General features: G+C 63.6%; 21 protein-coding genes. 7 read left to right on the top strand and 14 right to left on the bottom strand.

All coding sequences use genetic code 11. From position 1 onward, the window contains the following. Positions 1-23: 23 nt before the first annotated feature. Positions 24-1,673 (bottom strand): energy-dependent translational throttle protein EttA, encoded by a 1,650-nt coding sequence (gene ettA / locus J2Y63_RS22760; protein ID WP_256117193.1) that lies wholly within the window; start codon positions 1,671-1,673, stop codon positions 24-26. A gap of 122 nt (positions 1,674-1,795) precedes the next feature. Continuing rightward, a complete protein-coding gene (locus J2Y63_RS22755) occupies positions 1,796-2,548 on the bottom strand; it encodes a ribonuclease (protein ID WP_435267938.1) in 753 nt (250 codons plus the stop codon). Positions 2,549-2,720: 172 nt separating this feature from the next. On the opposite strand from J2Y63_RS22755, the gene J2Y63_RS22750 reads away from it, so the two are divergent. The 4 genes from J2Y63_RS22750 (at position 2,721) to J2Y63_RS22735 (ending at position 7,620) form a co-directional block, all read left to right on the top strand. Next, entirely contained in the window at positions 2,721-3,680 is a 960-nt protein-coding gene (locus J2Y63_RS22750) for an alpha/beta fold hydrolase (protein WP_435267937.1), read from the top strand. Next, positions 3,677-4,621, top strand: a complete 945-nt coding sequence (locus J2Y63_RS22745; RefSeq protein ID WP_435267936.1) for a DMT family transporter — start codon at positions 3,677-3,679, stop codon at positions 4,619-4,621. The genes J2Y63_RS22750 and J2Y63_RS22745 overlap by 4 nt, the downstream gene beginning before the upstream one ends. A gap of 156 nt (positions 4,622-4,777) precedes the next feature. Further along, complete coding sequence (locus J2Y63_RS22740) at positions 4,778-5,974, top strand: CaiB/BaiF CoA transferase family protein (RefSeq protein ID WP_435267935.1); 1,197 nt, start codon at positions 4,778-4,780, stop codon at positions 5,972-5,974. Beyond that, on the top strand, positions 5,971-7,620 hold the full coding sequence (locus J2Y63_RS22735; RefSeq protein ID WP_435267934.1) for a thiamine pyrophosphate-binding protein: 1,650 nt from the start codon (positions 5,971-5,973) through the stop codon (positions 7,618-7,620). Before J2Y63_RS22740 ends, J2Y63_RS22735 begins: the two co-directional genes overlap by 4 nt. A gap of 35 nt (positions 7,621-7,655) precedes the next feature. Here J2Y63_RS22735 and J2Y63_RS22730 read toward each other — a convergent pair whose 3' ends face one another. Together J2Y63_RS22730 and J2Y63_RS22725 are read right to left on the bottom strand one after the other, a co-directional pair. Further along, on the bottom strand, positions 7,656-7,994 hold the full coding sequence (locus J2Y63_RS22730; RefSeq protein ID WP_256117202.1) for a TIGR01244 family sulfur transferase: 339 nt from the start codon (positions 7,992-7,994) through the stop codon (positions 7,656-7,658). A 168-nt stretch (positions 7,995-8,162) separates the two neighbouring features. Beyond that, on the bottom strand, positions 8,163-9,017 hold the full coding sequence (locus J2Y63_RS22725) for a DUF4432 family protein (protein ID WP_435267933.1): 855 nt from the start codon (positions 9,015-9,017) through the stop codon (positions 8,163-8,165). Positions 9,018-9,288: 271 nt separating this feature from the next. Between J2Y63_RS22725 and J2Y63_RS22720 the strand changes: the two genes are divergently transcribed. Continuing rightward, positions 9,289-10,653 carry a L,D-transpeptidase family protein gene (locus tag J2Y63_RS22720; RefSeq protein WP_435267932.1) on the top strand — a complete coding sequence of 455 codons (1,365 nt, stop codon included), beginning with the start codon at positions 9,289-9,291 and terminating at the stop codon, positions 10,651-10,653. Between the two features lie 168 nt (positions 10,654-10,821). Further along, positions 10,822-12,006 carry a glycoside hydrolase family 5 protein gene (locus J2Y63_RS22715; RefSeq protein WP_435267931.1) on the top strand — a complete coding sequence of 395 codons (1,185 nt, stop codon included), beginning with the start codon at positions 10,822-10,824 and terminating at the stop codon, positions 12,004-12,006. A gap of 33 nt (positions 12,007-12,039) precedes the next feature. On the opposite strand, the gene J2Y63_RS22710 is transcribed toward J2Y63_RS22715, so the two are convergent. The 10 genes from J2Y63_RS22710 to J2Y63_RS22665 form a co-directional block, all read right to left on the bottom strand. After that, complete coding sequence (locus J2Y63_RS22710) at positions 12,040-13,563, bottom strand: methyl-accepting chemotaxis protein (protein ID WP_435267930.1); 1,524 nt, start codon at positions 13,561-13,563, stop codon at positions 12,040-12,042. A gap of 239 nt (positions 13,564-13,802) precedes the next feature. Continuing rightward, a complete protein-coding gene (locus tag J2Y63_RS22705; RefSeq protein ID WP_435267929.1) occupies positions 13,803-14,519 on the bottom strand; it encodes an AAA family ATPase in 717 nt (238 codons plus the stop codon). Positions 14,520-14,750: 231 nt separating this feature from the next. Further along, positions 14,751-15,488 carry an AAA family ATPase gene (locus J2Y63_RS22700; RefSeq protein WP_435267928.1) on the bottom strand — a complete coding sequence of 246 codons (738 nt, stop codon included), beginning with the start codon at positions 15,486-15,488 and terminating at the stop codon, positions 14,751-14,753. A 164-nt stretch (positions 15,489-15,652) separates the two neighbouring features. Further along, a complete protein-coding gene (locus tag J2Y63_RS22695) occupies positions 15,653-16,798 on the bottom strand; it encodes an iron-containing alcohol dehydrogenase (protein WP_435267927.1) in 1,146 nt (381 codons plus the stop codon). A 5-nt stretch (positions 16,799-16,803) separates the two neighbouring features. Beyond that, positions 16,804-18,183, bottom strand: a complete 1,380-nt coding sequence (locus J2Y63_RS22690; RefSeq protein ID WP_435267926.1) for an aldehyde dehydrogenase family protein — start codon at positions 18,181-18,183, stop codon at positions 16,804-16,806. Between the two features lie 111 nt (positions 18,184-18,294). After that, on the bottom strand, positions 18,295-19,659 hold the full coding sequence (locus J2Y63_RS22685) for a glutamine synthetase family protein (RefSeq protein WP_256117774.1): 1,365 nt from the start codon (positions 19,657-19,659) through the stop codon (positions 18,295-18,297). Between the two features lie 78 nt (positions 19,660-19,737). Next, the gene (locus J2Y63_RS22680) at positions 19,738-20,793 is read right to left on the bottom strand and encodes a TRAP transporter substrate-binding protein (protein ID WP_435267925.1); all 1,056 of its coding nucleotides are present in this window, start codon (positions 20,791-20,793) and stop codon (positions 19,738-19,740) included. 134 nt (positions 20,794-20,927) lie between these two features. Then, complete coding sequence (locus J2Y63_RS22675) at positions 20,928-22,250, bottom strand: TRAP transporter large permease (protein WP_435267924.1); 1,323 nt, start codon at positions 22,248-22,250, stop codon at positions 20,928-20,930. Further along, the gene (locus J2Y63_RS22670; protein WP_256117216.1) at positions 22,247-22,756 is read right to left on the bottom strand and encodes a TRAP transporter small permease subunit; all 510 of its coding nucleotides are present in this window, start codon (positions 22,754-22,756) and stop codon (positions 22,247-22,249) included. The genes J2Y63_RS22675 and J2Y63_RS22670 overlap by 4 nt, the downstream gene beginning before the upstream one ends. Positions 22,757-22,891: 135 nt before the next feature. Continuing rightward, positions 22,892-23,656, bottom strand: coding sequence for an N-formylglutamate amidohydrolase (locus tag J2Y63_RS22665; RefSeq protein WP_435268024.1), 765 nt, complete (start codon positions 23,654-23,656; stop codon positions 22,892-22,894). Between the two features lie 190 nt (positions 23,657-23,846). Between J2Y63_RS22665 and J2Y63_RS22660 the strand changes: the two genes are divergently transcribed. Next, complete coding sequence (locus tag J2Y63_RS22660; RefSeq protein WP_435268023.1) at positions 23,847-24,725, top strand: MurR/RpiR family transcriptional regulator; 879 nt, start codon at positions 23,847-23,849, stop codon at positions 24,723-24,725. The last annotated feature ends 15 nt before the right edge of the window (positions 24,726-24,740 follow it).

The raw sequence follows: 24,740 nt of genomic DNA, 5'->3' as shown, positions 1-24,740 counted from the left end.
AAAGCCTGTGATGGCGCGTCGGCTCAGCGCGTCAAGCGCTTGTAGGCCTGGCTGCCGGGGTTGAGGGCATCGGGGCCGAGACGGCGGACCTTGTCCTCTTCGTAGTCCTCGAAGTTGCCTTCGAACCATTCGACATGGCCGTCGCCTTCGAAGGCCAGGATGTGGGTCGCGAGGCGGTCGAGGAACATGCGATCGTGGCTGATGATGATCGCGCAACCGGCAAAGCTCTCAAGCGCGCTTTCCAGCGCACCGAGCGTTTCCGTGTCGAGGTCGTTGGTCGGTTCGTCGAGCAGCAGCACGTTGCCGCCGGCCTTCAGCATCTTGGCAAGGTGCACGCGGTTGCGCTGGCCGCCCGAAAGATTGCCGACCTTCTGCTGCTGGTCGCCGCCCTTGAAGTTGAAGGCACCGCAATAGGCACGCGAATTCATCTCGAACTTGCCGAGCTTGACGACTTCGGCGCCGCCCGAGATTTCCTCCCAGACCGTCTTGTTGCCGTCGAGCGCATCGCGGCTCTGGTCGACATAGCCGAGATGCACGGTATCGCCGATACGGATCGAGCCGCTATCGGGCGTTTCCTGGCCGGTGATCATCTTGAACAGCGTCGACTTGCCGGCGCCGTTCGGGCCGATAATGCCGACGATGCCGCCCGGCGGCAGCTTGATCGACAGGTCGTTGATCAGCGTGCGGCCGTCGAAGCCCTTGGTGATGCCCTCCAGCTCGATGACCACGTTGCCGAGACGCTCGGAGACCGGGATGATGATCTGGGCGTCGCCGGGCCGGATGTTTTCCGCCGCATCGACCAGCTGTTCGTAGGCCTTGATACGGGCCTTGGACTTCGCCTGACGCGCCTTCGGGCTGGAGGCGATCCACTCCTGTTCGCGCGACAGCGCCTTCTGGCGGCCGGCTTCCTCGCGGCTTTCCTGCTTCATGCGCTTGGCCTTGGCCTGCAGATAGGCAGAGTAGTTGCCTTCATAGGGAATGCCGCGGCCGCGGTCGAGTTCGAGGATCCAGCCCGTCACATTGTCGAGGAAGTAGCGATCGTGGGTGATCATCATCACGGCGCCCGGATAGTCGCGCAGGTGCTTTTCCAGCCAGGCGATGGTTTCGGCGTCGAGATGGTTGGTCGGTTCGTCGAGCAGCAGCAGGTCCGGCTGCGACAGCAGCAGGCGGCAGAGCGCGATACGGCGGCGCTCACCACCCGACAGCAGCGTGACGTCGGAATCCTTCGGCGGGCAGCGCAGCGCTTCCATCGCCATCTCGACCTGCTGTTCCAGGTCCCAGAGGTTCTGGCTGTCGATGATGTCCTGGAGCTTGGCGCCCTCGTCCGCCGTCTCGTCGGAATAGTTCATCATCAGCTCGTTGTAGCGGTCGATGATGGCGGTCTTGTCGGCAACGCCGACCATGACGTTCTCGAAGGCGGTCTTGGTCGGGTCGAGATGCGGTTCCTGTTCCAGGTAGCCGACGGTCGCGCCATCGGCGAGCCAGGCTTCACCGGTATATTCCTTGTCCTGGCCGGCGATGATGCGCAGCACCGTCGATTTACCGGCGCCGTTCGGGCCGAGAATACCAATCTTGGCATCAGGGTAGAAGGACAGGTTGACGTTTTCGAGGATCTTCTTGGCGCCGTAGGACTTGTTGAGCCCCGACATGTGGTAGATGAATTGACGTGCCATGCAAACGTGCTCCGGGTCGGACGAATTTGCCCGCTATGTAGGCGAATTCTCTGCCCGCGGCAATGTAAGAAAGCCGCGTTGTCGGTACTTGCACGCATGGACCGCCCGTTCGCTCCCGGCGATCAGCCTGCCTGCGCAACCCCCGTGATACCCTCGATGCAGCGCGACTTCGTCGGCGACGCGCCGCCGATCAGCGCCGCAAGCTTGCCGTCGTTCCCGGCAATGCCGATGGTGAGGCCGATCACCACGGTCTTGTCGCCCGTCTTGCGGCAGCTGAGGCGCACCCGCTCCCCGGCGCCGGCGCCAAAAGCCTTGTCGAAGGCCGTGCGGACGTCTGCGAGCTTGATGGTCCCGCCCACCTTTTCCGTGAAGAGCGTGCGCACCGGCGAGGCATTCAGCTGGTCGAGCAGGTCCAGCGACCGGCTGTAATAGGCCTCTGCGGAGGCTGCGACGCAACTGCCGCTTCTCAGCCATTGCTGGCGGTCGAGACCAAGGCGTGCGGCAGGCATGGCGGCGAGCAGGCGCTGCTTGGTGCCGGAGGCGAGCACGATATCCGGCAGCTCCGTCCACTTGCCCTTGCGCGCCCGCTGTTTCAGGTCGGCCTCTATGCCGCAATAGCTCTTGCGCACCTGGAAGAGGCTTACCAGCGAGAATTGCCGGGCGGCGGGCGACGTGACGGAGAAGTCCGCGCAGCCGCGGCTCTTCGGCCTAGCCGCGCAATAGCCCGGCTGCCAGCTGATCGAAAGGACCTCGCGCACCGCCTCCCCCGCCGGCACCGATTGGGCGCTCGCGAGACCAAGGCCTGCGAAGAACGACAGACATAGGAGGAGAAAGGACAATGCGGCTTTGAAAGTCAGTGCAGCTTGCGTCTTCATGACCGGCCCCTGATGAGAACAAAACAAGATCATATGCAACCAAAAATTCAGAAATTGCAACCCTGAATCGGAAAAATCCCGAAATGCGCGAGGATTTCCAAAAATACACGCCGCATCCCATTGTCTTTGCATGGCAAATCGCGTTGACCTTGCGCAAACGGGAGGAATGGCGGTGTTTTCTGAAGCCGGGACGCTGAGAAGCCCCAGTGGGGCGACGCTGGCGCTGCGCCACGAGCCCGCCCGCGGCGAGGCGAGCGGCATCCTGCTCCCCAGCCACGGCCTTGCTGAACACAGCCTGCGTTATGCGGATTTTGCCGCGCGCATGGCCTCCGAAGGCTTTCATGTCTATGCCCATGATCATCGCGGCCATGGCTTCACCACGGCACCCGATGCGCCGCGCGGGCAATTCGCGCCACGGAACGGCATTGCGCGCGTGATCGAGGACATGCGGGCGGTGCGCGATCACACCGCCGCGCGGCATCCGGGCCTGCCGATCGTGCTGTTCGGCCATTCGATGGGCGGCCTGCTGGCGCTCGCCTTCGCGCAAAACCATGCCGCGGATATCGACGCGCTCGCCGTCTGGAATTCCAACTTCGAACCCGGCCTTGCGGGCCGCGTGGCGCAGATCGTGCTGGCGGCGGAGCGCATGCTGAAGGGATCGGACGTGCCGAGCGGCATCCTACCGCGCCTCACCTTCGGCGCCTGGGGCAAATCCATCGCCGGCCGACGGACGGAGTTCGACTGGCTGTCGCACGATGTGGCCGAGGTGGACGCCTATATCGCCGATCCGCTCTGCGGCTTCGACGTCAATGTTTCGATGTGGATCGACATCTTTGCCGTCACCTTTGCCGGTGCTTCGCCGGACGGCCTCGCGCGCCTGCCAAAAGGCTTGCCGATCCACCTGGTGGGCGGCAGCGAGGACCCGGCGACCGATTGCGGCCGGGCGACGCTCGCCTTTGCCGAACGACTGAAAAAATCGCGGCTTGAGGACGTCACGACGATCGTCTATCGCGGCCTGCGTCACGAAACACTGAAGGAGAGCCGGGCCTTGCGCGAGCCCGCCATCGACGCCTTCGCCGGCTGGTGCCGGCGGGTGGTGACTGAGCGACGCCGCGCACCGGAACACGCATGACCACAACAGCCATCACGCCGCTGCGCAACGAGGTCAGCCTCGGGCTCGTCCTCATGGTGCTCTCGGTGCTCATCTCGCCGATCATCGATATTTTCGCAAAGCTCGCTGTCACCTCCGTGCCGGCGACCGAGATCACCTTCGTGCGTCTGCTCTTCCAGATGACGGTGCTGGGGCCGATCTGTCTGATGCGCGGCACGCTGTTCGACGTGACCTGGAGGAAGACCGGGCTGCACGCCGCGCGCGGCCTCCTGATGGCCATCACCATGATCACCTTCGTCACGCCGCTCGCCGTGATGGAAGTGGCGGATGCAATCGCCATCTTCTTTGTCGAGCCGATCATCCTGACCATCCTCGGCTCGATCGTGCTGAAGGAGACCATCGGCTGGCGGCGCTACACGGCCTGCGGCGTCGGCTTTTTCGGCTCGCTGCTGGTCATCCAGCCGAGCCTGCAGGAGGTCGGCCCGATCGCGCTGCTGCCGGTCGTCTCGGCCTTTTCGCTGGCGCTGTTCTTCCTGCTGACGCGGCTCGTCTCGCAGAAGGAAGATCCCTGGTCGATGCAGTTCTATGCGGGGCTCTGGGGCGGGCTGTTCTCGGGCCTGCTGCTCGTCTTCGGCAGCGCCACCGGCATCGCCTTCCTGAGGCCCGTCCTGCCGGACATGGCGAACACGCTCTATATTGCCGCGGCCGCCGTCGCGGCGACCATTGCCGGCGTGCTCGGTGTCTATGCCTATCGTTCGGCCCCCGCCTCCACGCTGGCGCCGCTACAATATCTGGAGATCGTGTCGGCCACGATTCTCGGCTGGTGGGTGTTCGGCGACCTGCCGGATGCCGTCAAATGGCTCGGCATCGCCATCATCATAGCGTCCGGGCTCTATGTCATCTGGCGCGAACGCAAGCTCAACAAGACGGCGACGATCCCGACGGTTTCCACGCCCATCTGACCGAGCCGCGCGCGAAAAACATCATGTCAGTCTCAGCCGTCATGATGTCCCGCCGGCCCGCGGCTATCGTGCCTGCCGGCTTTTTGTTATCCAGAGCAAAACGGGCGAAAAGCCCGGCGGTCGGCCGTATCGCGGCCGTCGAAGAGGGAGTGCACGATGGAGAAGTCGAACCTGCCGCTTTCCGGCATCCGGGTCATCGAGCTGGCGCGGGTTCTCGCCGGTCCCTGGGCCGGGCAGATGCTGGCCGATCTCGGCGCGGACGTCATCAAGATCGAAAATCCGGACGGCGGCGACGACACGCGCGCCTGGGGGCCGCCCTTCGTGACGGGCAAGGACGGCGAAAACCTGTCGGCCGCCTATTACCACTCCACCAACAGGGGAAAACGCTCCATCTCCGTCGATCTGAGGACCGAAAAAGGCCGGGAGACCGTGCACCGGCTGATCGCGACCGCGGACGTGGTGATCGAGAATTTCAAGGTCGGCGGCCTCGTGAAGTATGGGCTCGACTACCGGAGCCTCGCCGAAAAACATCCGAAACTCGTCTATTGCTCGATCACCGGCTTCGGCCAGGATGGTCCCTATGCCGCGCGTGCCGGCTACGATTATATCGTGCAGGGCATGTCCGGCTTCATGTCGGTGACGGGTGCGCCGGATGGCGAGCCGATGAAGGCGGGCGTGGCGATCGCGGATATCTTCACCGGCATCTATGCCGTGACCGCCATCCAGGCGGCGCTCATCCATGTCATGAAGACCGGCCATGGCCAGCATGTCGACATGGCGCTGCTCGACGTGCAGTCCGCCGTCATGGCGAACCAGAACATGAACTTTCTGGCCTCCGGGACGGCGCCCAAGCGGCTCGGCAATGCGCATCCCAACATCTCGCCCTACGAGGTCGTGCCGACGTCCGACGGATACATCATTCTCGCCGTCGGCAATGACGGGCAGTTCCGCAAGCTCTGCGGGCTCCTGAAGCTCGATGGCGTGGCCGATGACGAGCGCTTCGCCACCAACCGCGCCCGCGTCGCCAACCGCGACGAGGTTCGCCGCCTCGTTACGGGCGCGACCGCCAATGTCACCAAGGCCGAACTGCTCGATGCCTGCGAGCGCGAGGGCGTGCCGGCCGGGCCGATCAATTCCATTGCCGAGACCTTCGACGACCCGCAGGTCAAGGCGCGCGGCCTGCGCGTCGACCTGCCGGATGCCGACGGCAACCTCATTCCGGGCGTGCGCACCCCTATCGTCTTTTCCGGGACGCCGCTTGTCTACGACCGGCCAAGCCCGCGGCTTGGCGAACATACCGATGCCGTGATGGCGGAACTGCAATCCCTCGAAGCAGGAAAGAAAAGCGCATGAAGACCGGTGGCCAGTTGATCGTCGACGCTCTCGTTGCCAACGGCGTCAAGCGCGTCGCCTGCGTGCCGGGCGAAAGCTATCTCGCGGTGCTCGATGCGCTGCACGATACGGATATCGACGTGCTCGTCTGCCGCCAGGAAGGCGGCGCGGCGATGATGGCGGATTGCTGGGGCCGGCTCACCGGCCAACCCGGCATCTGCATGGTCACCCGCGGCCCCGGCGCCACCAATGCTTCGGCCGGCCTGCACATCGCGCGGCAGGATTCGATCCCGATGATCCTGTTCATCGGCCAGGTGCAGCGCGATGCGCGCGAGCGCGAGGCCTTCCAGGAAGTGGAATACCGCCGTGCCTTCACCGAAGTCGCCAAGTGGGTGGCTGATATCGACGATGCGCGGCGCATCCCGGAATTCATCACCCGCGCCTTCGCTGTCGCCACGTCGGGACGGCCCGGCCCGGTCGTGCTGGCGCTGCCGGAGGATATGCTGACGGACATGGTCGAAGCTGTAGAGCCAAAGCCCTACATGCCCGTTGAGGCCCATCCGGGCCGCAAACAGGTCGAAGAATTGGCCAGGCTTCTGGAAGCGGCCGAACGCCCGCTCGTCATCCTTGGCGGCACGCGCTGGTCCGAGGCCAGCGTTTCGGCCTTCACGGCCTTTGCCGAGCGCTGGTCGCTGCCGGTCGCCTGTTCGTTCCGCCGGCAGATGCTGTTCGATCACCTGCACCCGAATTATGCCGGCGATTCCGGCATCGGCATCAACCCGGCGCTGGGCAAGGAAATCCGCAAGGCGGATCTCGTCGTGCTGCTCGGCGGGCGCTATTCCGAAATGCCGTCCTCCACCTACAGCCTGATCCAGAGCCCCTACCCGCAGCAGAAGCTGGTGCACGTCTATCCCGATCCCTCCGAGCTCGGCCGCGTCTACCGCCCGGACCTCGCGATCTCCGCCGCGCCCGAGGATTTCGTCGCAGCGCTCGAAGATCTCGCGCCAAAAACCGCACCCCGCTGGGCGGCGCGCACGGCCGCCATGCACCAGGCCTATCTCGCCTGGTCAACACCGCCGCAAAGCGGCCCCGGCGATGTGCAGATGGGACCGATCGTCGCCTGGTTGGAAGAGAACACGCCGGAAGACACGATCTTCACCAATGGCGCCGGCAACTATGCCACCTGGGTGCACCGCTTCCACCGGTTCCGCCGGTTTGCGACGCAGGCCGCCCCCACCTCCGGCTCGATGGGCTATGGCCTGCCGGCCGCCGTCGCGGCGAAACGCCTGTTTCCCGAGCGCGAGGTCATCTGCTTTGCCGGCGACGGCTGCTTCCTCATGCACGGCCAGGAATTCGCGACCGCCGTGCGCTACAACCTCCCGATCATCACGGTGGTCGTCAACAACGGCATCTACGGCACGATCCGCATGCACCAGGAGCGGGATTATCCCGGCCGCGTCAGCGCCACGGACCTCACCAATCCGGATTTTGCAGCGCTGGCCGTCGCCTATGGCGGGCATGGCGAGACGGTTGAGAAGACGGAAGAGTTCGCAACCGCCTTCCTGCGGGCACGCGCCAGCGGCAAGCCGGCGATCATCGAGGTGAAGCTCGATCCGGAGGCGATCACGCCGACGCGCACGCTGTCGGATATTCGTGGCGGGAAATAACGCTGTATGAGGGGCGTGGACCGCCCCTCACCATCTCAGCCGCGAATGTGCTGCGTCTGCTCGTAAATCTTCGTGGAACGCGCGCCGGAGCGGCAATAGCCGAGCATCGGGCGCGGCAATTCGTCGAGCGCGTCGACCATGCCGTGCACGGCTTCGGCCGTCACACCCATCGAGCCGACCGGCACATGCGCCACCTCGATGCCGAGTTCCTTCGCGCGCGCGGCGATGGCGGAGAACTCCGGCTGGTCCGGCTGCTCGTGGTCGGGGCGGTGGCAGACGATGGATTTGAACCCCAGGTTGGCGATCGCGTCGAGGTCTTCGACTTCGATCTGGCCGGAGACGGAATATTCGTCGTTGATCGCGCGGATATCCATGGGTGGTTCCTTTTCGAAAATGGGGCGCTCACCGTTTACGCCCGCGGCGCGGGAGCGTCAATCATGCGAAACCTAGCGTGCCGGCGACAGGGGCGCGAAGCGCTTTTGTGTCCGCAATCGCATGGAAACAAAAAGCGTTTTCGCTTTTCGGGCAAATGAAGAAACGCTCTACCGGACCTCGAAGGCCAGCCCGTAACCGACGCTTTCACCGGGCGCGAAATCCGGCGCATCGCCGGCGGCTATCAGTTCTTCGCGCGCGGCAAGGCGATGCGATACCGGCTCGATGCCGAGCACGGCACAGCCCGGCGACTGGTTCCGCCAGACCTGGAGATAGGGCAAGGTATCGGTGCGGAAGCGGATATGCACGCTGCGTCCGCCAAGCGCTTTAATCGGGCCGACCACGATCTCCGCCCAGCCGTGTTTCGCCGTCTCCGCCGCCGGCACGCAGAAGATCTTCATGTCGCCTTCGTCGAACCGCCACGGCAGGCTGCCGCCGGGCAGCATCGTGCCGGTCAGCCGCGTGTTCTCGTCGAAGAGGCCGGTGCCGAAATTGATATGGTACATGCCGAAGGGCGGCCAGGAGGTCTCGCCGCTGTTGGTGACGACGTCCTCCAGCGTGATATGGCCGGTGCCCCGGTCGACGCGCCAGCGGCGGGCGAGATCGGCCGCACCGCCATGCGCAAGCGCGACGGCGACCCGCCCCTCGCACACCAGTTCGCCCTCGTCCTCCTCGATCAGGATGTCGCGCGCCGGGCTGGACGACAGCGAGCCGTGCAGCGGATAACGCCGACCGTCGGCAGCGCCCTCGATCGGCACCGGATGGCGGATATGATCCGGCCCGCAGGTGAACATGAAACCCGGCAGCGCCTTGTCGATGCGCGGATCGCCATCCGAGGGAACCGTGGAGCCCGGCGCGAGTTCAACCCCATGAAAGACCGCGCTGCCGACATCGAGCGCCGATTGCGGCGTCAGCGCGAGGCGGAACGACTGTTCTGGCGTGTCGGCGGTCAGGGCAAAGGTCATCCGGGGCTCCGGTGAAAGGGACAATGAAAGCGGGCATGCTAGGATCAAAGGCGTCGCGAGGCTATGGGGCGCACGATCTTTCCGCGGGAACCATCGCGGCGGATCACAAGTTTTTGCCATGCGCGTTGACCTTACGTTCACCATCGATTCAGATTTTCCATATTAAGGTCTGAATTGAAGTGTTCCGTCCGCGCGTTATGTGCAAGCTGGCAGGTCTAGAGTCGTGAATTCTATTTTTAAAACAAGCGTTTCGCTTCTTACTGCGGCATCCGTGCTCGGATTCGCGCTGGCCCCTGCCTATGCGCAGACCTATCTCTCGAACGATACGGTGCTGGTTTCGCCGGAAGGCGACCTGCTCGACTACATTCCCGACGATGCGCGCGTGATGCGCGACAATCGCGGACGCACCGTCTATGTCGACGGCTGGGGCAACATCATCGCCACGGCCCAGTCCGCCGACCGCTATTTCGCCCGCGGCGATTCCCGCCCGCGGCGCGATCGCTACCGCGCGGTGCAGGGCTATCCGGAAACCAACCCCGACTATTTTCCGCCGGCACCCGAATCCGAGTTCGGCGACGAGCTGACAACCAGTTCCGTGCCGGAGATGCGCGAAGCGTTGCCGGGCGATATCGAGCGCCAGGAACTGCCGGATGCCGATTTCGGCGGCTCGCAGCCCCTGCCTGATTTCGACGGCAACGGCGACAATGCGGCCCTGCCGGAAAACGGCGTCGATCCCAATGCGGAATTCGTGCCCGGCCCGAAATTCGAGCCGGCCATCGCCATCGGCAAGATGTCCTCGGCCGAGATCACAGCCCTTCAGGTCTTTCTCGACCGCGAGGGTTTCTCGCCGGGCGTGATCGACGGCAAGAAAGGCTCCAACGTTACCAAGGCGATCGAGGCCTGGCAGAGCGTGTCGGGCGAGACGCTCGACCCGAACAATGCCGACGACATCCTGGAGCGCTTGCGCCTGTCCGGCGGCATGGCGTTCACGACCTACGAGATCACCGCCGCCGATGCCGCCGGCCCCTATGTCGCCGCCATCCCGGAAGACTACGCCCAGAAGGCTGCCCTGCCGCACCTCTCCTTCACCTCGACGACGGAGATGCTGGCGGAAAAGTTCCACATGGACGAGGCCTATCTCAAGGAGATCAATCCGGGCGTCGACTTCACCATCCCCGGCACGATCGTCAAGGTCATCGACACCGGCGTGGCGAAGACCGGCAAGGTGGCGAAGATCCTCGCCGACAAGGGCCGCAAGCAGATACTCGCCTATGCTGCGGACGGCACGCTGATCGCGGCCTATCCGGCCAGCATCGGTTCCGCCGACACGCCCTCGCCTTCCGGCCTGGTCACGGTCGAGCGCATCGCGCTCAATCCGGGCTACACCTACAATCCGAAGATCAACTTCCAGCAGGGCGAAAACAACAAGGTTCTGACCCTGCAACCCGGCCCGAACGGCCCGGTCGGCACTGTGTGGATTGCGCTTTCTAAGCCGACCTACGGCATCCATGGCACGCCGGAACCCTCGAAGATCGGCAAGACGCAGAGCCACGGCTGCATCCGCATGACCAACTGGGATGCGACCGAGCTCGCCAAGATGACGAGCGCCGGCGTCACGGTCGAATTCGTCGACTGACACGCTCCGCGGCATGATCCAAAGCCGGCCTCCTGGGCCGGCTTTTGTTTGCGTATTGGAAAGGCGCGGTTCCGCCACGAAGCGAACCGGAAAATGCCCATTTTTACGGCGAAGCATCCGGCCGTCCTCCGGCTCCCTGACGGGCCGCATTCACGCATTCGGTGTCCCATGCTCGCAAAATTCCGCCCCGCCCTCCTCTGCCTCGCGCTGGCCTGCACGCCGGCTTCCGCCGCCGATCTCATGACCTTCTGGGGCAGCCCGCAAAAGGGCGGCAACAGTTTTAATGCCGGCGAGCCGGATGCCGCCTATTTCGAGGCGCTGGCGGCGACGGGCGCCTCCTGGGTGCGCCTCACCTTCAGCAAATGGAAGGGCGAAGGCCGCGATTTCCTTATCGGCGATGCCGATCACTATGAGAGTCTTCCACCGAAGGATCTGGAAAAGCTGCGGGCGGCGCTCGACGCCGCGCATGCCGCCGGCCTCAAGGTCGTGGTGACGCCGCTCAGCCTGCCCGGCGCCCGCTGGAAGCAGCAGAACGGCGGCAAATTCGACGACCGGCTGTGGTCCGATCCGGCCTTTGCCGACCAGGCCGTCAAATTCTGGGGCGATCTCGCCGGCGCGCTGAAAGACCACCCTGCCGTCGCCGCCTATAACCTGCTCAACGAGCCTGCTCCGGAAAAGACCACCGGGCTTGCGGAAAACGGCGCCATGGCGGACATCCAGGCCTGGCAGCAGAAAAATGCCGGCGGCACCCGCGACCTGCCGCAGCTCTATGCGCGCATGATCGAGGCGATCCGCGCCGTCGATCCGGTGACGCCGGTCATGGTGGATGGCGGCTACTATGCCAATCCGCGCGCGCTTGCCGCCTGGCCGAAGCGGCTTGCCGACGACAAGGTGCTCTACGGCTTCCACATGTACGAACCCTATGAGGCGACCAGCGCGCCGAACATGAAGCGCGAAACACCGCTCTCCTATCCCGGCATCATGACGGACTATGCCGGCGGCAAGACGACGTGGGACCGCAAGGCCGTCGCGCAGCATATCGGCACGGCCTTCGACTGGGCGAAAGCGCAGGGCCTGCCGCCGACGCGCGTGGTCGCCGCCGAATTCGGCTGCATGCGGCTCTGGGCCGATTGTGGCACCTATCTCACCGACGTGATGGATGCGGTGGAGGAAAAAGGCGGCCACTGGGCCTTTTATTCCTTCCGTGAGGACGAATGGGAAGGCATGGACTACGAGCTGTCGGCAAAGGTGAAGCCCGGCCAGTTCTACTGGCTGAAGGACCAGGGCAAGGCGGGCAAGCTGCCGCGCGACGGCAAGCTGATGGACCTGCTGAAGGCGCGCATGCAGAAGTAGAGCGGCGCATCACGCCGCTCTGATGCCGATGGTTCAAGCAGCGCGCGTGTAGCCGGAGCCGTGGGCCGGCTGGACGGTGCCGCCGGTGCGGAAGGCGCTGAGCTGGGCGGCGATGGACGCCGCCTCCTGCGTCAACGCCTGGCTGGCGGCGTTCGCTTCCTCGACCATGGCGGCATTCTGCTGGGTGATCTGGTCCATGGCGTTGACCGCCTGGTTCACCGCCTGAAGGCCCGTCGCCTGCTCTGCCGTGCTGGAGCGGATGGTGTTGAAGACGGCGCTGACATCCACCACCTGCGACACGATCTGGCGCAGCGACTGGGCGACCTCGTTGACCGAGCGCACGCCATCCTCGACCTGGCCATGCGACTTGACGATGAGGTTCTGGATGTCCTTGGCGGCATCCGCACAGCGCTGGGCAAGGGCACGCACTTCCGAGGCGACGACCGCAAAGCCGCGCCCCGCCTCGCCCGCCCGCGCGGCCTCGATGCCGGCATTGAGCGCCAGCAGGTTGGTCTGGAAGGCGATCTCGTCGATCACCTCGACGATGTTGGCGATGGCCGAGGAGGAGGCCTGGATCTCGCCCATGGCGACAATCGCATGTTCCACCACCTCGCCGCCACGCTGCGCATTGTCACGCGCCGCCATGACGAGCGCATTCGCCTCGTTGGCGCTCTGTGCGGTCTGGCGCACCGTGGTCGTCACCTGTTCGACGGCGGCCGCCGTCTCCTCAAGGTTCGCCGCCTGTCGCTCCGTGCGCTTGGCGAGATCGTCGGACGCGGCCGCGATCTCCTGGGCGCTGAGATGGATCGAGCCGGCACCGACGCCGATATTGCCGATCGCCTGCGCCAGCGTGGACATGGCGTGGTTGAAGTCGTCGCGCAGCGCCTCATAGGCCTGCGGCAGCGGGCCGGTGATGCGCGCCGTCAGGTCGCCGTCGGAGATGCGCTTCAGCGCCGCGCCAAAACTGTCGCCGACGATCTTGCGCTCCTCGGCGACGACCTGCGCCTGCACCGCCTGCTGCTTGGTGACGTCGGACGTGTCCATATAGACCGAGATCGAAAGGTCCATGTCGAGGAACATCGCCTTGAGCAGGCTGGAGAACTTTGCGGCAAATTCCTCCGGCGTGATCTCCTGGCGGCTGAAGAGGCCCGGCTTCGGCCAGAGCGACTTCACGGCCTCGGCGAGGAGATGTTCGACGATCAGCGCATAACCGCCGATATACCAGCGCGGCTCCAGCCCGATGCGTGCATGGACATGGCCGATCGTCTGCACCTTGGCGGCATAATCGCCGGTGAAATCGCCGGCCGCGATGTTCGCCCAATGGCCGATCTGCGCTTTCTTGGCGCGGTCGATATGGGCGTCGGAGGAAAACAGGTGGTTGACCTCCGGGCTCTTGCGCACGATCGCGTAGAACTTGTCGAGCGCCGGGCCGAGCTCCTTCTCGATGAAGGGTTTGAGGCGGCGCAGCCGCTTCAGGGCCGGCTCGTCGAGGCCGAGATAATCCAGACGGCGCGCGATGTCGTGGTTCTGGCTGGCGGTCGCATGGGTCGGCTTCATTCTTGCGGGTATCCTGACGGCTATGGAAATGGAAAAACAATATCCATCGGGACGGCAATGCCGGTCCCGCGACCCGTCATGGGTCCTGCCGGAGGCGCCGGGCCTCCGCGGATCAAGCTTTCTGTTGCGATATCACTAGGTTAGCCGTGGTAAATTGTTCATTACCAGCGGGCGTGCAATCTTGGGAAACGGCTGCGCAATTGGTCGCAGCCGTTCTTGTCTTTCGTCAAATCCGGGGATCAGGCCGCGCGCGGGATCGTGCGGAAGAAGCCGCGCTCCGTCGATGTGCGCTTGCGCACCGGCATGAGGCGCAGCACTTCTTCGGCGAAAAGCCGCGCGTTTTCGCGGGCCTTGTCGAGGTTGCTCACCTTGGCCGGGTCCATCGAATAGAGCGTGCCGCCACAGTCGAAAATGTCGCGGAAGGCGGTGCGCTCGCCGATCGGCGTATCGAGCACGGTGACGCCGCGGGCCGACAGCAGCGCCTTGATGGTGGTCATGGCGCGGGTCGTCACCATGGCGTTCATGCGGGTGAGCACGACCGAATGGTTGATGCGGATGCCCGCCTTCTCGTCGAGCTGCTTCAGCAGTTCAAGGATCTGCGCGGCGCCGCGCGCATCCATCGCACAGCCCTGCACCGGGATCATCACATGGTCCGACAGGCCGATGGCGGTGGCGACGAGCGCATCACGCGCACCGGCAAGGTCGATGATGAAATAGTCGGTCGCATCACGGTTCTCGCGGATATGGCACTGGATGGAGGCCATCGAGACTTCGGAGATCACGGCAATATTGCGCTGGCGGCCGGAAATCTCGTGCCAGTGGCTGATCCAGCGCTGCGGGTCGGCGTCGAGAATGGTGACGCGATGGCCCTGGCTTGCAAGCTCCGTTGCAAGGATGAGGGCAGCGGTGGTCTTGCCCGCGCCGCCCTTGGCATTGGCAAATGTGATGACTGGCATGTCGTACCTCAAAAAATGCTGCGAGCTTGGTCATCGCTCTCGTCAGGCGACCCCGTGCAAATGGCGCCCGCTTCCTCAAATCTTTCAAAACATGGTTAACGAAGTGGAAATTTCCGCATCGCGAAGATTAATGAGATGACGGCGCGAATTTGCGGCCTGACAGGAAAAAGCCCGGAAAACCTGTGGTTTCCGGGCTTTTGTCAATAATTAACGGTAAGAATTGAGGGGTGCCTACCAAGCAGCCGCCGGCTGTCCATCCTGCGGGGCGGTGCGAATCTCTGCCCTCGCCCGCGGCTTCCAGCTTTCTTCCGCGCCGACGAGCCGCAGCACGTCGCCGGCGAAGGCCTGCATGTTGGCGACGGCCTTGTCGAGATTGCTGATCCGGCCGCCCTGCATCGAATGAAGCGTACCGCCGGTCTCGAACATGTCGCGAAACGCGCTGCGCTCGATGATCGGCGTCGAGACCACCGGGATCTTCGCCGCATCGAGCACGGATTTCACATTGCGCAGCGCGCGCGTGGTGACCAGCGGATTGACGCGCGACAGCACGACGGCCCGGTTGATCGGCTTGTGTGCATTGGCGCTGACGAGATCGATGAGTTCGAGCACATGGGCAGCACCCCGGCTATCCATGGCACAGCCCTGCACGGGCACCAGAACCAGATCGGAAAGCCCGACGGCCAGCGCCACCAGCGCATCGCGCGCGCCGGATAGATCGATGATGACGTGATGGTGGCTGCTGCGCATGGCCCTGAGCGGGCTTGCGAGATTAGAGGCGGCGACGCTTTCGACGAGCGTCAGGCCTTCGCCGAGCCTTGCGGCCCGCGCCCAGGTCGCAGCCAGTTTCAGATCATCACAATCGAGAAGGCAGATGCGTGCGCCACGCTCAACGAGTTCACTCGCCAGCAGCACCGCCGCTGTAGTCTTGCCCGAACCGCCCTTGGCGTTCGCTATGGATATGACCGCCATCACTTTACCGCCGCGTCAGACCGTCACGCCGCGCCGGAAAAAGCGGCTCGCAAATCATGACAGTAGAATGACATTTTGATGACAACCGATGCGCGATGCAATCCGTAATATTGAGGGAGTAGAAATCGGGGCGGCGATCCTGCGACCGCCGCCCTTCTTGATTGTCAGATGCACTCGACGAAGAGGCGCTTCGCGGCGTCCAGCGTCAGTTCCACCGGATTGCCGCCGGCCGTCGGGTCGACGATCGCCATGGCCGACATCTCGTCGATGCGGTCCGTGCCGACGCCGAGCGCCGACAGCTTGTCCGGCACGCCGAGTTCTTCGCGCAGGCGCAGCACATAGTCGAAGAAGCCGTCGAAGCCGCCGGCAATGCCGAGATAGGCGGCAGCGCTGGCGATCTTCGCTTCGATCGCCGGACGGTTGAAGGTCAGCACCGGCGGCATCACGACGGCGTTCGTCATGCCGTGATGCGTGTTGTAGATCGCGCCGACCGGGTGCGACAGCGAGTGGATCGCGCCGAGGCCCTTCTGGAAGGCGACGGCGCCCATGGCGGCGGCCGACATCATGTTGGCGCGGGCCTCGATGTCCGTGCCGTCCTTGTAGGCGCGCGGCAGGTATTCCTTGACGAGGCGCAGGCCTTCAAGCGCGATGCCCTGGCTCATCGGGTGGTAGAAGGGCGAGCAATAGGCTTCGAGGCAATGGGCAAACGCGTCCATGCCGGTGCCGGCCGTGATCACCTTCGGCATGCCGACCGTCAGTTCCGGGTCGCAGATCGTCACCGAAGGCAGGAACTTCGGGTGGAAGATCACCTTCTTGGTGTGCGTTTCGGAATTGGTGACGACGGAAGCGCGGCCGACTTCCGAGCCGGTGCCGGCCGTCGTCGGCACGGCTACGATCGGCGCGATGCCGTCGGAATTGGCGCGCGTCCACCAGTCGCCGATATCCTCGAAATCCCAGACCGGGCGCGTCTGGCCCGACATGAAGGCGACCGCCTTGCCGAGGTCGAGGCCCGAGCCGCCGCCGAAGGCGACGACGCCGTCATGGCCGCCGTCCTTGAAGGCCTTGACGCCGGCATCGAGATTCTTGTCGTTCGGGTTCGGATCGACATCGGCGAACATCGCGCGGCCGAGGCCGGCGGCGTCAAGAATGTCGAGTGCGTTCTGCGTGATCGGCATCGTGGACAGGCCGCGATCGGTGACGAGCAGCGGCTTCTTCATGCCGACCGCCTTGCAATGATCGGCCAGTTCCTTGATGCGCCCTGCCCCGAACTTGATGGCGGTCGGGTAGCTCCAGTTGGCGGTGATGGTCATGCTCTTCAAGCTTTCCTGAAGTGATAGGATTTCGGTCGGGTGAGGTTGTGGAAGCCGATGACGGAGAGCGAGCCGCCGCGGCCCGTTTCCTTGACGCCGGTCCAGCAGAGCGCCGGGTCGAGATAGTCGGCGCGGTTCTGGAAAACGGTGCCGGTCTCCAGATCGCGGGCGATGCGGGCCGCGCGGTCGGAGTCCTTCGTCCACAGCGAGACGGTAAGGCCGTACTTGCAATCGTTCATCAGCGCGAGCGCCTCTTCGTCGCTCTTTACCTTCATGATGCCGACCGCCGGGCCGAAGGTCTCTTCCGTCATGAACTCCATCGAATGGTCGACATCGACGAGCACCTGCGGGGCGACATAGGCGCCGCCGTCATCGGCCGGGAACAGCTTGGGATCGACCAGCGCCTTCGCGCCATTCGAAACCGCGTCGGCGATCTGCGACCGCACGGTCGCGGCAAAACGCTTGTGCGCCATCGGGCCGAGCGTCGTTTCCGGATCGAGCGGGTTGCCGAGCTTGTAGTTGGAGACCCAGGCGACCGACTTCTCGACGAAGGCGTCGTAGAGCTTCTCGTTGACGTAGGCGCGCTCGATGCCGCAGCAGCACTGGCCGGAATTGTAGGTCGCGCCGTCCATCAGCGTGTCGACGGCGGCGTCCAGGTCCGCGTCTTCCATGACGTAGCCCGGGTCCTTGCCGCCGAGTTCGAGGCCGACCGGCGTGAAGGTGCCGGCAGCAGCGCGCTCGATGGAGCGGCCGCCTTCGACCGAGCCGGTGAAGTTGATGAAATCGAACGCATTACCGGCGATCAGCGCCGAGGTCGTGTCATGGTCGAGGAAGACGTTCTGGAAGACGTCTTCCGGCACGCCGGCCTCGTTGAAGGCGCGCACCAGCCGCTCGCCGACGAGCAGCGTCTGTGCGGCATGCTTGATGATGACCGTGTTGCCGGCCATCAGCGCCGGGGCGATCGTGTTGATCGCGGTCATGTAGGGATAGTTCCACGGCGCGATGACGAAGACGACGCCATGCGGCTCACGCTCGATGCGGCGCTCGAAGCGCTCGCTGTTCTCGATGACGATCGGCGCCAGCGACGAGCCGGCGATCTCGGCGACATAGTTGGAACGCTCGTTGAAGCCCTTGAACTCGCCGCCGTAGCGGACCGGGCGGCCCATCTGCCAGGCGATTTCCGGCACGATCTCGTCGGCCATCTCGTTGACGCGGGCGACACCCTTCAGGACGAGCTGGATACGGTCTTCCAGCGGGCGCTTCGCCCAGGATTTCTGCGCCTTCTTCGCGCGGGCGACGACGTCCTGCGCCGCCGCCAGCGGCAGCGACTCACGCTCGGCGTAAACCGAGCCATCCACGGGGGATATGCATTTGATCACAGTCATGATCGACTTCCTGTTGGTTCTTTCGGAATTCTGGTTTTGACGGCGGCCGCCGCGCCTGAACGCCTGCGGAATGATCTCCCGCAGGCGTCGAGGGGCAGACCCGCGCCGTTCTTACGCTCTCTCGAAGCCCCGCGCCACCTCCCAGTCGGTGATGCGGCGATCGTACTCTTCCTGCTCCCATTCGGCCGCGCGGACATAGTGCTCGATGACATCGTCGCCGAAAGCATCGCGCAGCATCTTGGAGTCCTTCAGCGCCGCGGTGGCGCCGCGCAGGGTCTTCGGGATTTCGCGGGCATCCTTGCCGCCATAGGCATCGCCGACGAAGGGTGCTTCCAGCTCCAGCTTCTCCTCGATGCCCGCAATGCCGGCGGCAAGCAGCGCGGCCATGGCGAGATAGGGATTGAGGTCCGAGCCGCCGACGCGGCATTCGATGCGGATGCCCTTGGTGCCCTCGCCGCACAGGCGGTAGCCGGCGGTGCGGTTGTCCTTGCTCCAGATCGCCTTGGTCGGCGCAAAAGTGCCGGCGACGAAGCGCTTGTAGGAATTGATGTAGGGCGCGAGGAAATAGGTGATTTCGCTGGCATGCGCCAAGAGGCCGGCCACGTAGTTCCGCATCAGCTCCGACATGCCGTACTTGGCTTCCTTGTCGAAGAACTTCGCTTCCTTGCCGTCCACGCTCCAAAGCGACTGGTGGATATGCGACGAGGAGCCTGCGGAATTGTAATTCCACTTGGCAAGGAAGGTGACGGACTTGCCGCGCTGCCAGGCGATCTCCTTGGTGGCGTTCTTGATGATCGAATGCCGGTCGGCCATCGTGACGGCTTCCGCATACCGCACGTTGATCTCTTCCTGGCCGGGCGAGGCCTCGCCCTTGGAATTCTCCACCGGAATGCCGGCGCCCTGCAGGCCATTGCGCAGCGCCCGCATCACGTCCTCTTCCTTGGTGGTCTGGAAGATGTGGTAGTCCTCGTTATAGCCTGAGGCGGGGCGCAGGTCGCGGTAGCCGCTCTCGCGCGCGTCGTCGAAGGTCTGGTCGAAGAGGAAGAATTCCAGCTCGCTCGCCATGAAGGGCTTCAGGCCCATGGCCTCCAGCCGCTTCACCTGCTTCTTGAGGATGGCGCGCGGTGAATGCGGCACTTCCTCATGGGTGTGGTGGTCGAGCACGTCGCAGAGAACGAGCGCCGTGCCTTCGAGCCAGGGCAGCTTGCGCAGCGTCGAGAGGTCCGGCTTCATCGTATAGTCGCCATAGCCCGCTTCCCAGCTCGTCGACTTGTAGCCGGCAACGGTCTCCATCTCGATGTCGGTGGCGAGCAGGTAGTTGCAGCTATGCGTCTCCTCGAAGGCGCTTTCCACGAAATAGACCGCGTGAAAACGCTTGCCCATGAGACGGCCCTGCATGTCGACGAGGCAGGCGAGAACGGTGTCGATGCGGCCGTCGGCAACATCCTTCTTCAGATCATTAAAGCTATAGGTCATGGTCATGCGGCGGTCCTGGGGGTTATGGCGTCGTGCCGGACCGGGCCGTCAAGGCCCGGTCCGAGGAGTTTGGCGGGATCAGCCGTTGACGTAGGGCGGTCCGGCCTTGTTGATGACGGCGTTGTAATCCTCGAAGATCTTGACGACCTTGGCGGCCACTTCGCCTTGCTCCGCGATCTCTTTCCAGAATACCTTTGCGGCATCCTCGACCGGCTTCCATTCGGCAGCCGGAATGCTGGTGAGTTTCAGCTTCGTACCCTCGGCGCGCAGCTTCGCCTCGCCGCCCCAGTACCACTGGTCGCGGTAGTTGTTGCCGGCCTCGATCGCCGTCATGACAAGCTTCTTCAGATGGTCCGGCAGTTCCGCCCACTTCTTCTCGTTGACGAAGAACGAGCCGATCCAGGCGCCCGAAATGTTGTTGGTCAGGAAGTGCTCGGTGACGTCGGCCCAGCCGACCGTGTAGTCTTCGGTGATGCCCGACCAGGCCATGCCGTCGAGTTCGCCCGTCTGGACAGCCACCTGCGCATCCTCGTAGGGGATCGTCACCGGCACGACGCCGAACTGGCTCAGGAACCGGCCGGCCGTTGGGAAGGTGTAGAGACGCAGGCCCTGGAGGTCGGCAAGGGTGTTGATGGGCTTCTTGGTGTTAAAGTGGCACGGATCCTGGCCCGAGGACGACAGCCAGACAACGCCGCCGACTTTCTCGTAGGCCGTCCTCCAGATATCGGCGAGGCCGTATTGCTTGAACAGCACCGGCACGTCGAGGATCTGCTTGGTGGCGAGCGGGAAATAGCCGCCGAAGGTCGCGACTTCCGCAGGTGAGGCCATTGAATCGTCGTCCGAATGAACGGCGTCGATCGTGCCGGCCTGGAGCGCGCGGAACAGTTCGCCGGTCGGCACGATCTGGTCGGCGTAGAAGAGTTCGATTTCGAGCTCGCCCTTGGCGGTAGCATTGATCGCATCGATGATCGGCTTGGTGACATGCTCGCCAAGTGCAGCACCAGCATAGGTCTGGAAGCGCCACTTGATGGCCGTTTGCGCCTTGACGACTGCAGGCGTTGCAAGCGTTACGGCACCGGCAGCACCGATCGTCGCGGCACCGGCCCTGGTAAGAAACTGCCTTCTGTTGGTCATATCTATATCCCTCTGGTTATCGTTTGGTTTTCTGCCGGGAACGGCCGTTTGCCCCGGTCTGTCAATGGTCTTTTCTTCTGTCCGGCCTCATTGCTCCGTGGAAACCGGCGGCCGTGGCCGCCGGGCATAATTGGTCATTTTGCGTAGAAATTCTCCGGCAGCCACGTCGCGATCTCGGGGAAGCAGCCGATGATGATCAGGCTTGCGACCATGATCCCGACGAAAGGCCAGATCGATTTGTAGATGTCGGACATGCCGATGCCGGGCGGCGCCATGGCACGCATCATGAACAGGTTGTAGCCGAAGGGTGGCGTGATGTAGGCGATCTGGCAGGTAATCGTGTAGAGCACGCCGTACCAGACGAGATCGAAGCCGAGTTTCTGGACGAGCGGAATGTAGAGCGGCGCCACGATGACGAGCATCGCCGTGTCGTCGAGGAACATCCCCATGATCAGGAACGACAGTTGCATCAGCACCAGCACCTGCCACGGCTCAAGGCCGAGGTCGCCGAGGAAGAAACGCTCGATCGACTTGACCGCGCCGAGGCCGTCGAAAACGGCACCGAAGCAGAGCGAGGCGATCAGAATCCACATGAACATGCAGGTGATGCCAAGCGTCTTCTGCAGCACGTCGTTCCACAGCCGGCCGGTGAGCCGGCCGCGCCACCAGGCGACCAGCGCCGAGGAAATCGCGCCGATGGCGGAGCTTTCCACCAGGCTGGTAATACCGCTCAGGAACAGCGACATCATCAGAGCGAAGATGCCGAGCGGCAGAATACCCGCTGTGAGCAGCTTCAGCTTTTCGCCCAGGGGCACGTTGCGTTCTTCCATCGGCAGCGCCGGTCCAAGCGACGGATTGATCCGGCAGCGCACATAGACGTAGATCGCCATCAGCGTCGCCATCAGAAGGCCCGGAAGCAGGCCAGCGAGCCAGAGTTGGCCGACCGGCACGCGGGCGATCATGCCGTAAAGCACGAGCACGATGCTCGGCGGGATGAGGATGCCGAGCGTCGAGCCGCCCTGCACGACGCCCGTCGTCATTACCTTGTCGTACCCGCGGCGCAACAGCTCCGGCAGTGCGATCGTAGCACCGATCGCCATGCCGGCAACAGAAAGCCCGTTCATGGCGGATATGATCACCATCAGGCCGATCGTGCCGAGCGCCAGCCCGCCGTTGATCGGCCCCATCCAGACGTGGAATGCCTTGTAGAGGTCTTCGGCGATGCCCGATTCCGACAGCATGTAGCCCATGAACACGAACATCGGCACCGTCAGCATCGGATACCATTTGACGAGCTTCATGGCCGATGCGAAGCCCATTTCCGAACCGCCCTCGCCCCACAGCAGATAGGCGGCGACGACGCCGACGAAACCGATGACGGCAAAGACCCGCTGCCCCGTGAGCAGCAGCACCATCATGGCCGCAAACATCGTGATTGCAATGAATTCATAACTCATGCGATGGGCCTTCCCCGCAATTCAGCGATATCCTTGAACAGCGAGGAAAATGCCTGAGCAAGCATCATCACGACGCCGAAGGTCATGACGATCTTGATCGGCGCCATATAAGGCGCCCATGCGCTAAAACTCTTTTCCTTAAACTGGATGGCATAGGTGGTGCTGGCGATACCGCCGTAAAGCATGAAACCGAGGAAGATGATCAGCGCGATGACGGTGATCGTGTCGAACGCGGCCCGCTTGCGCACCGACCAGTCGCTGTAGAAAAGGTCCATGCGCACATGGTCGCTGGTCTGCATGGCAAAGGCACCGCCGAGCATATAGTAGGCGGCCATGGTGAACTGCGCGGATTCCAGCGTCCAGTTCGCCGGCAGGTGGAATGCCTTCGAGACGGATGAATAGAGTAGGATCGCGAACATCGCAAAAATCAAATACATGGCAAGAATGCCGACGCGCCGGTTGAACGTGTCGACGACGCGCACATAGCGCTTGATGAAATCAGGCATGACCCCTGCCTTTGCTGGCAGTGACGGCATTTTCAGCCCGGCCGGCCCTCCGATACGACAACATAAGCATCCGCTTGGCCTCTCCAGTTCGTGTTCATTTCCGTCTCCACGGACGCTTGTTCCCCGGGTCGGTTCTTATTGTATTTTGGGCAGGCTCTCGAGGAGCAGTCCCGTCAGATAGTCGGCCACGACCCCTTGACCGGCTTCGTCTTTTATGAGGTCGTTGCGGACCTCGATCATCACATTGGGCAGGCCGTTTGCCAGGCCGTGCTCTTTCAAAGTATGCGTCACGCCGTCTTCCGGCCCGTAGGGCTCGTTGCGACGAGTGTCGTAAAGGCTTTTTTCGCCGGCCGCGGCCAGCATGGCATCGGCAAGGCGTGTATCGGCATCGTGCAGGATGCCGATCTCGACGGCGCGCGGCTTGCCGAAATAGACGGGCGTAAAACTGTGCATGGTCACGATGACCGGCGGCCGCCCCTCGGCGATCCGGTTTTCGACAAGGCGGCCGAGCCCCTTGCGGAACGGCAGGTAGAGCGCCTCGGTGCGGGCGTCGCGCGCCGCCTGGTCGAGGCCGGCATTACCCGGCACCTCGAAGACCTCGCTCTTTTCCGGCATGGCGGCCGGTGATTCGGGCGGGCGGTTGCAATCGTAGACGAGGCGCGAGAAACGCTGGAAAACCAGCGTCGCATCGAGGCTCCTGGCCATGAGGCGCGACACGGCGAGCGCGCCGGGATCCCAGGCGATATGGCTTGCGAGCGCTTCCTCCGTAAGGCCCAGCGTACCGAGCGCCTTCGGAAGCAAGCGGGAGGCATGCTCGCAGACGAGGATCACCCGGCCACGCGCAGCACTGTTTTCAAGGGCGACCGGGTCGCCCTCCTCTCCAGTCAGAATTCCCATCAGGCCTGATCCCCTCGACCGGCTCTTGTCATTTCTGAAGAGAATTCTTCACAGTTTTGTCCATGTCAACGGTCCAATGAAAAAATCTCTTCAAAAAAACATTTGACTTGAATTGTGACAGTGCGTTTTATCTTCAAAAGCCCGGCGAAAGACCGGGCCGCAGGGGAAGAATTTGACGCTTAACCAAGCATCCATGACGGTGTCGGATGTGATCCATGCTCATTTCGCCACGTTGACCCGTGCCGAAAAACAGCTGGCCGCATCGCTGCTCGACAATTATCCCGTCTCCGGCCTCGGTTCCATCACGACGGTCGCGGAAAACGCCGGCGTGTCGACCCCGACGGTCGCCCGCATGGTGCAGAAGCTCGGGTTCCGCGGCTTTCCGGATTTCCAGGCCCGCCTGCACCATGAACTGGAAGCCACACTTTCCAGCCCGATCAGCAAACACGACCGCTGGGCCGCCAATGCGCCGGGCACGCATATCCTCAACCGCTTCGCCGACGCGATCATGAATAACCTGCGCCAGACGCTGTCGCAGGTCGAGACCGCCGAGTTCAACGGGGCGAGCGCCCTCCTCGCCGATCGCCAGCGCAGCATCTACATCATCGGCGGGCGCATCACGAAGGCGCTTGCCGACTACCTCTTCACCCATTTGCAGGTCATCCGCCCGCACGTCACCCAGATCGCCTCCAATCCGAGTTCATGGCCGCATTACGTGTTGAACATGAAGGCGGGCGACGTGCTCGTCATCTTCGACATCCGCCGCTACGAGCAGGAAATGGAGACACTCGGCCGGATCGCCCGCGAGCGCGGCGTCGAAATCGTGCTCTTCACCGACCAGTGGGCCTCGCCCGTCGCCAAGGTCGCCGCGAAGGTTTTTCGCGTCCATATCGAGGCGCCGTCGGCCTGGGATTCGTCCGTCGTGACGCTTTTTATCGTCGAGGCGCTCATCGAAGCGGTGCAGAGTTCGGGCTGGGAAGAGACCAGCGATCGCATGAAGACGCTGGAGGGCCTCTTAGAGGCCAGCCGGCTTTTTCGAAAACCCCGGCCGGAGGTCTCTGGCAAATCCTGACAGGCATACGAAAAA

Source organism: Shinella sp. BE166, assembly GCF_051201095.1.
Taxonomy (GTDB): Bacteria; Pseudomonadota; Alphaproteobacteria; order Rhizobiales; family Rhizobiaceae; genus Shinella; species Shinella lacus.
This window is presented reverse-complemented; position numbering and strand designations above follow the sequence as displayed.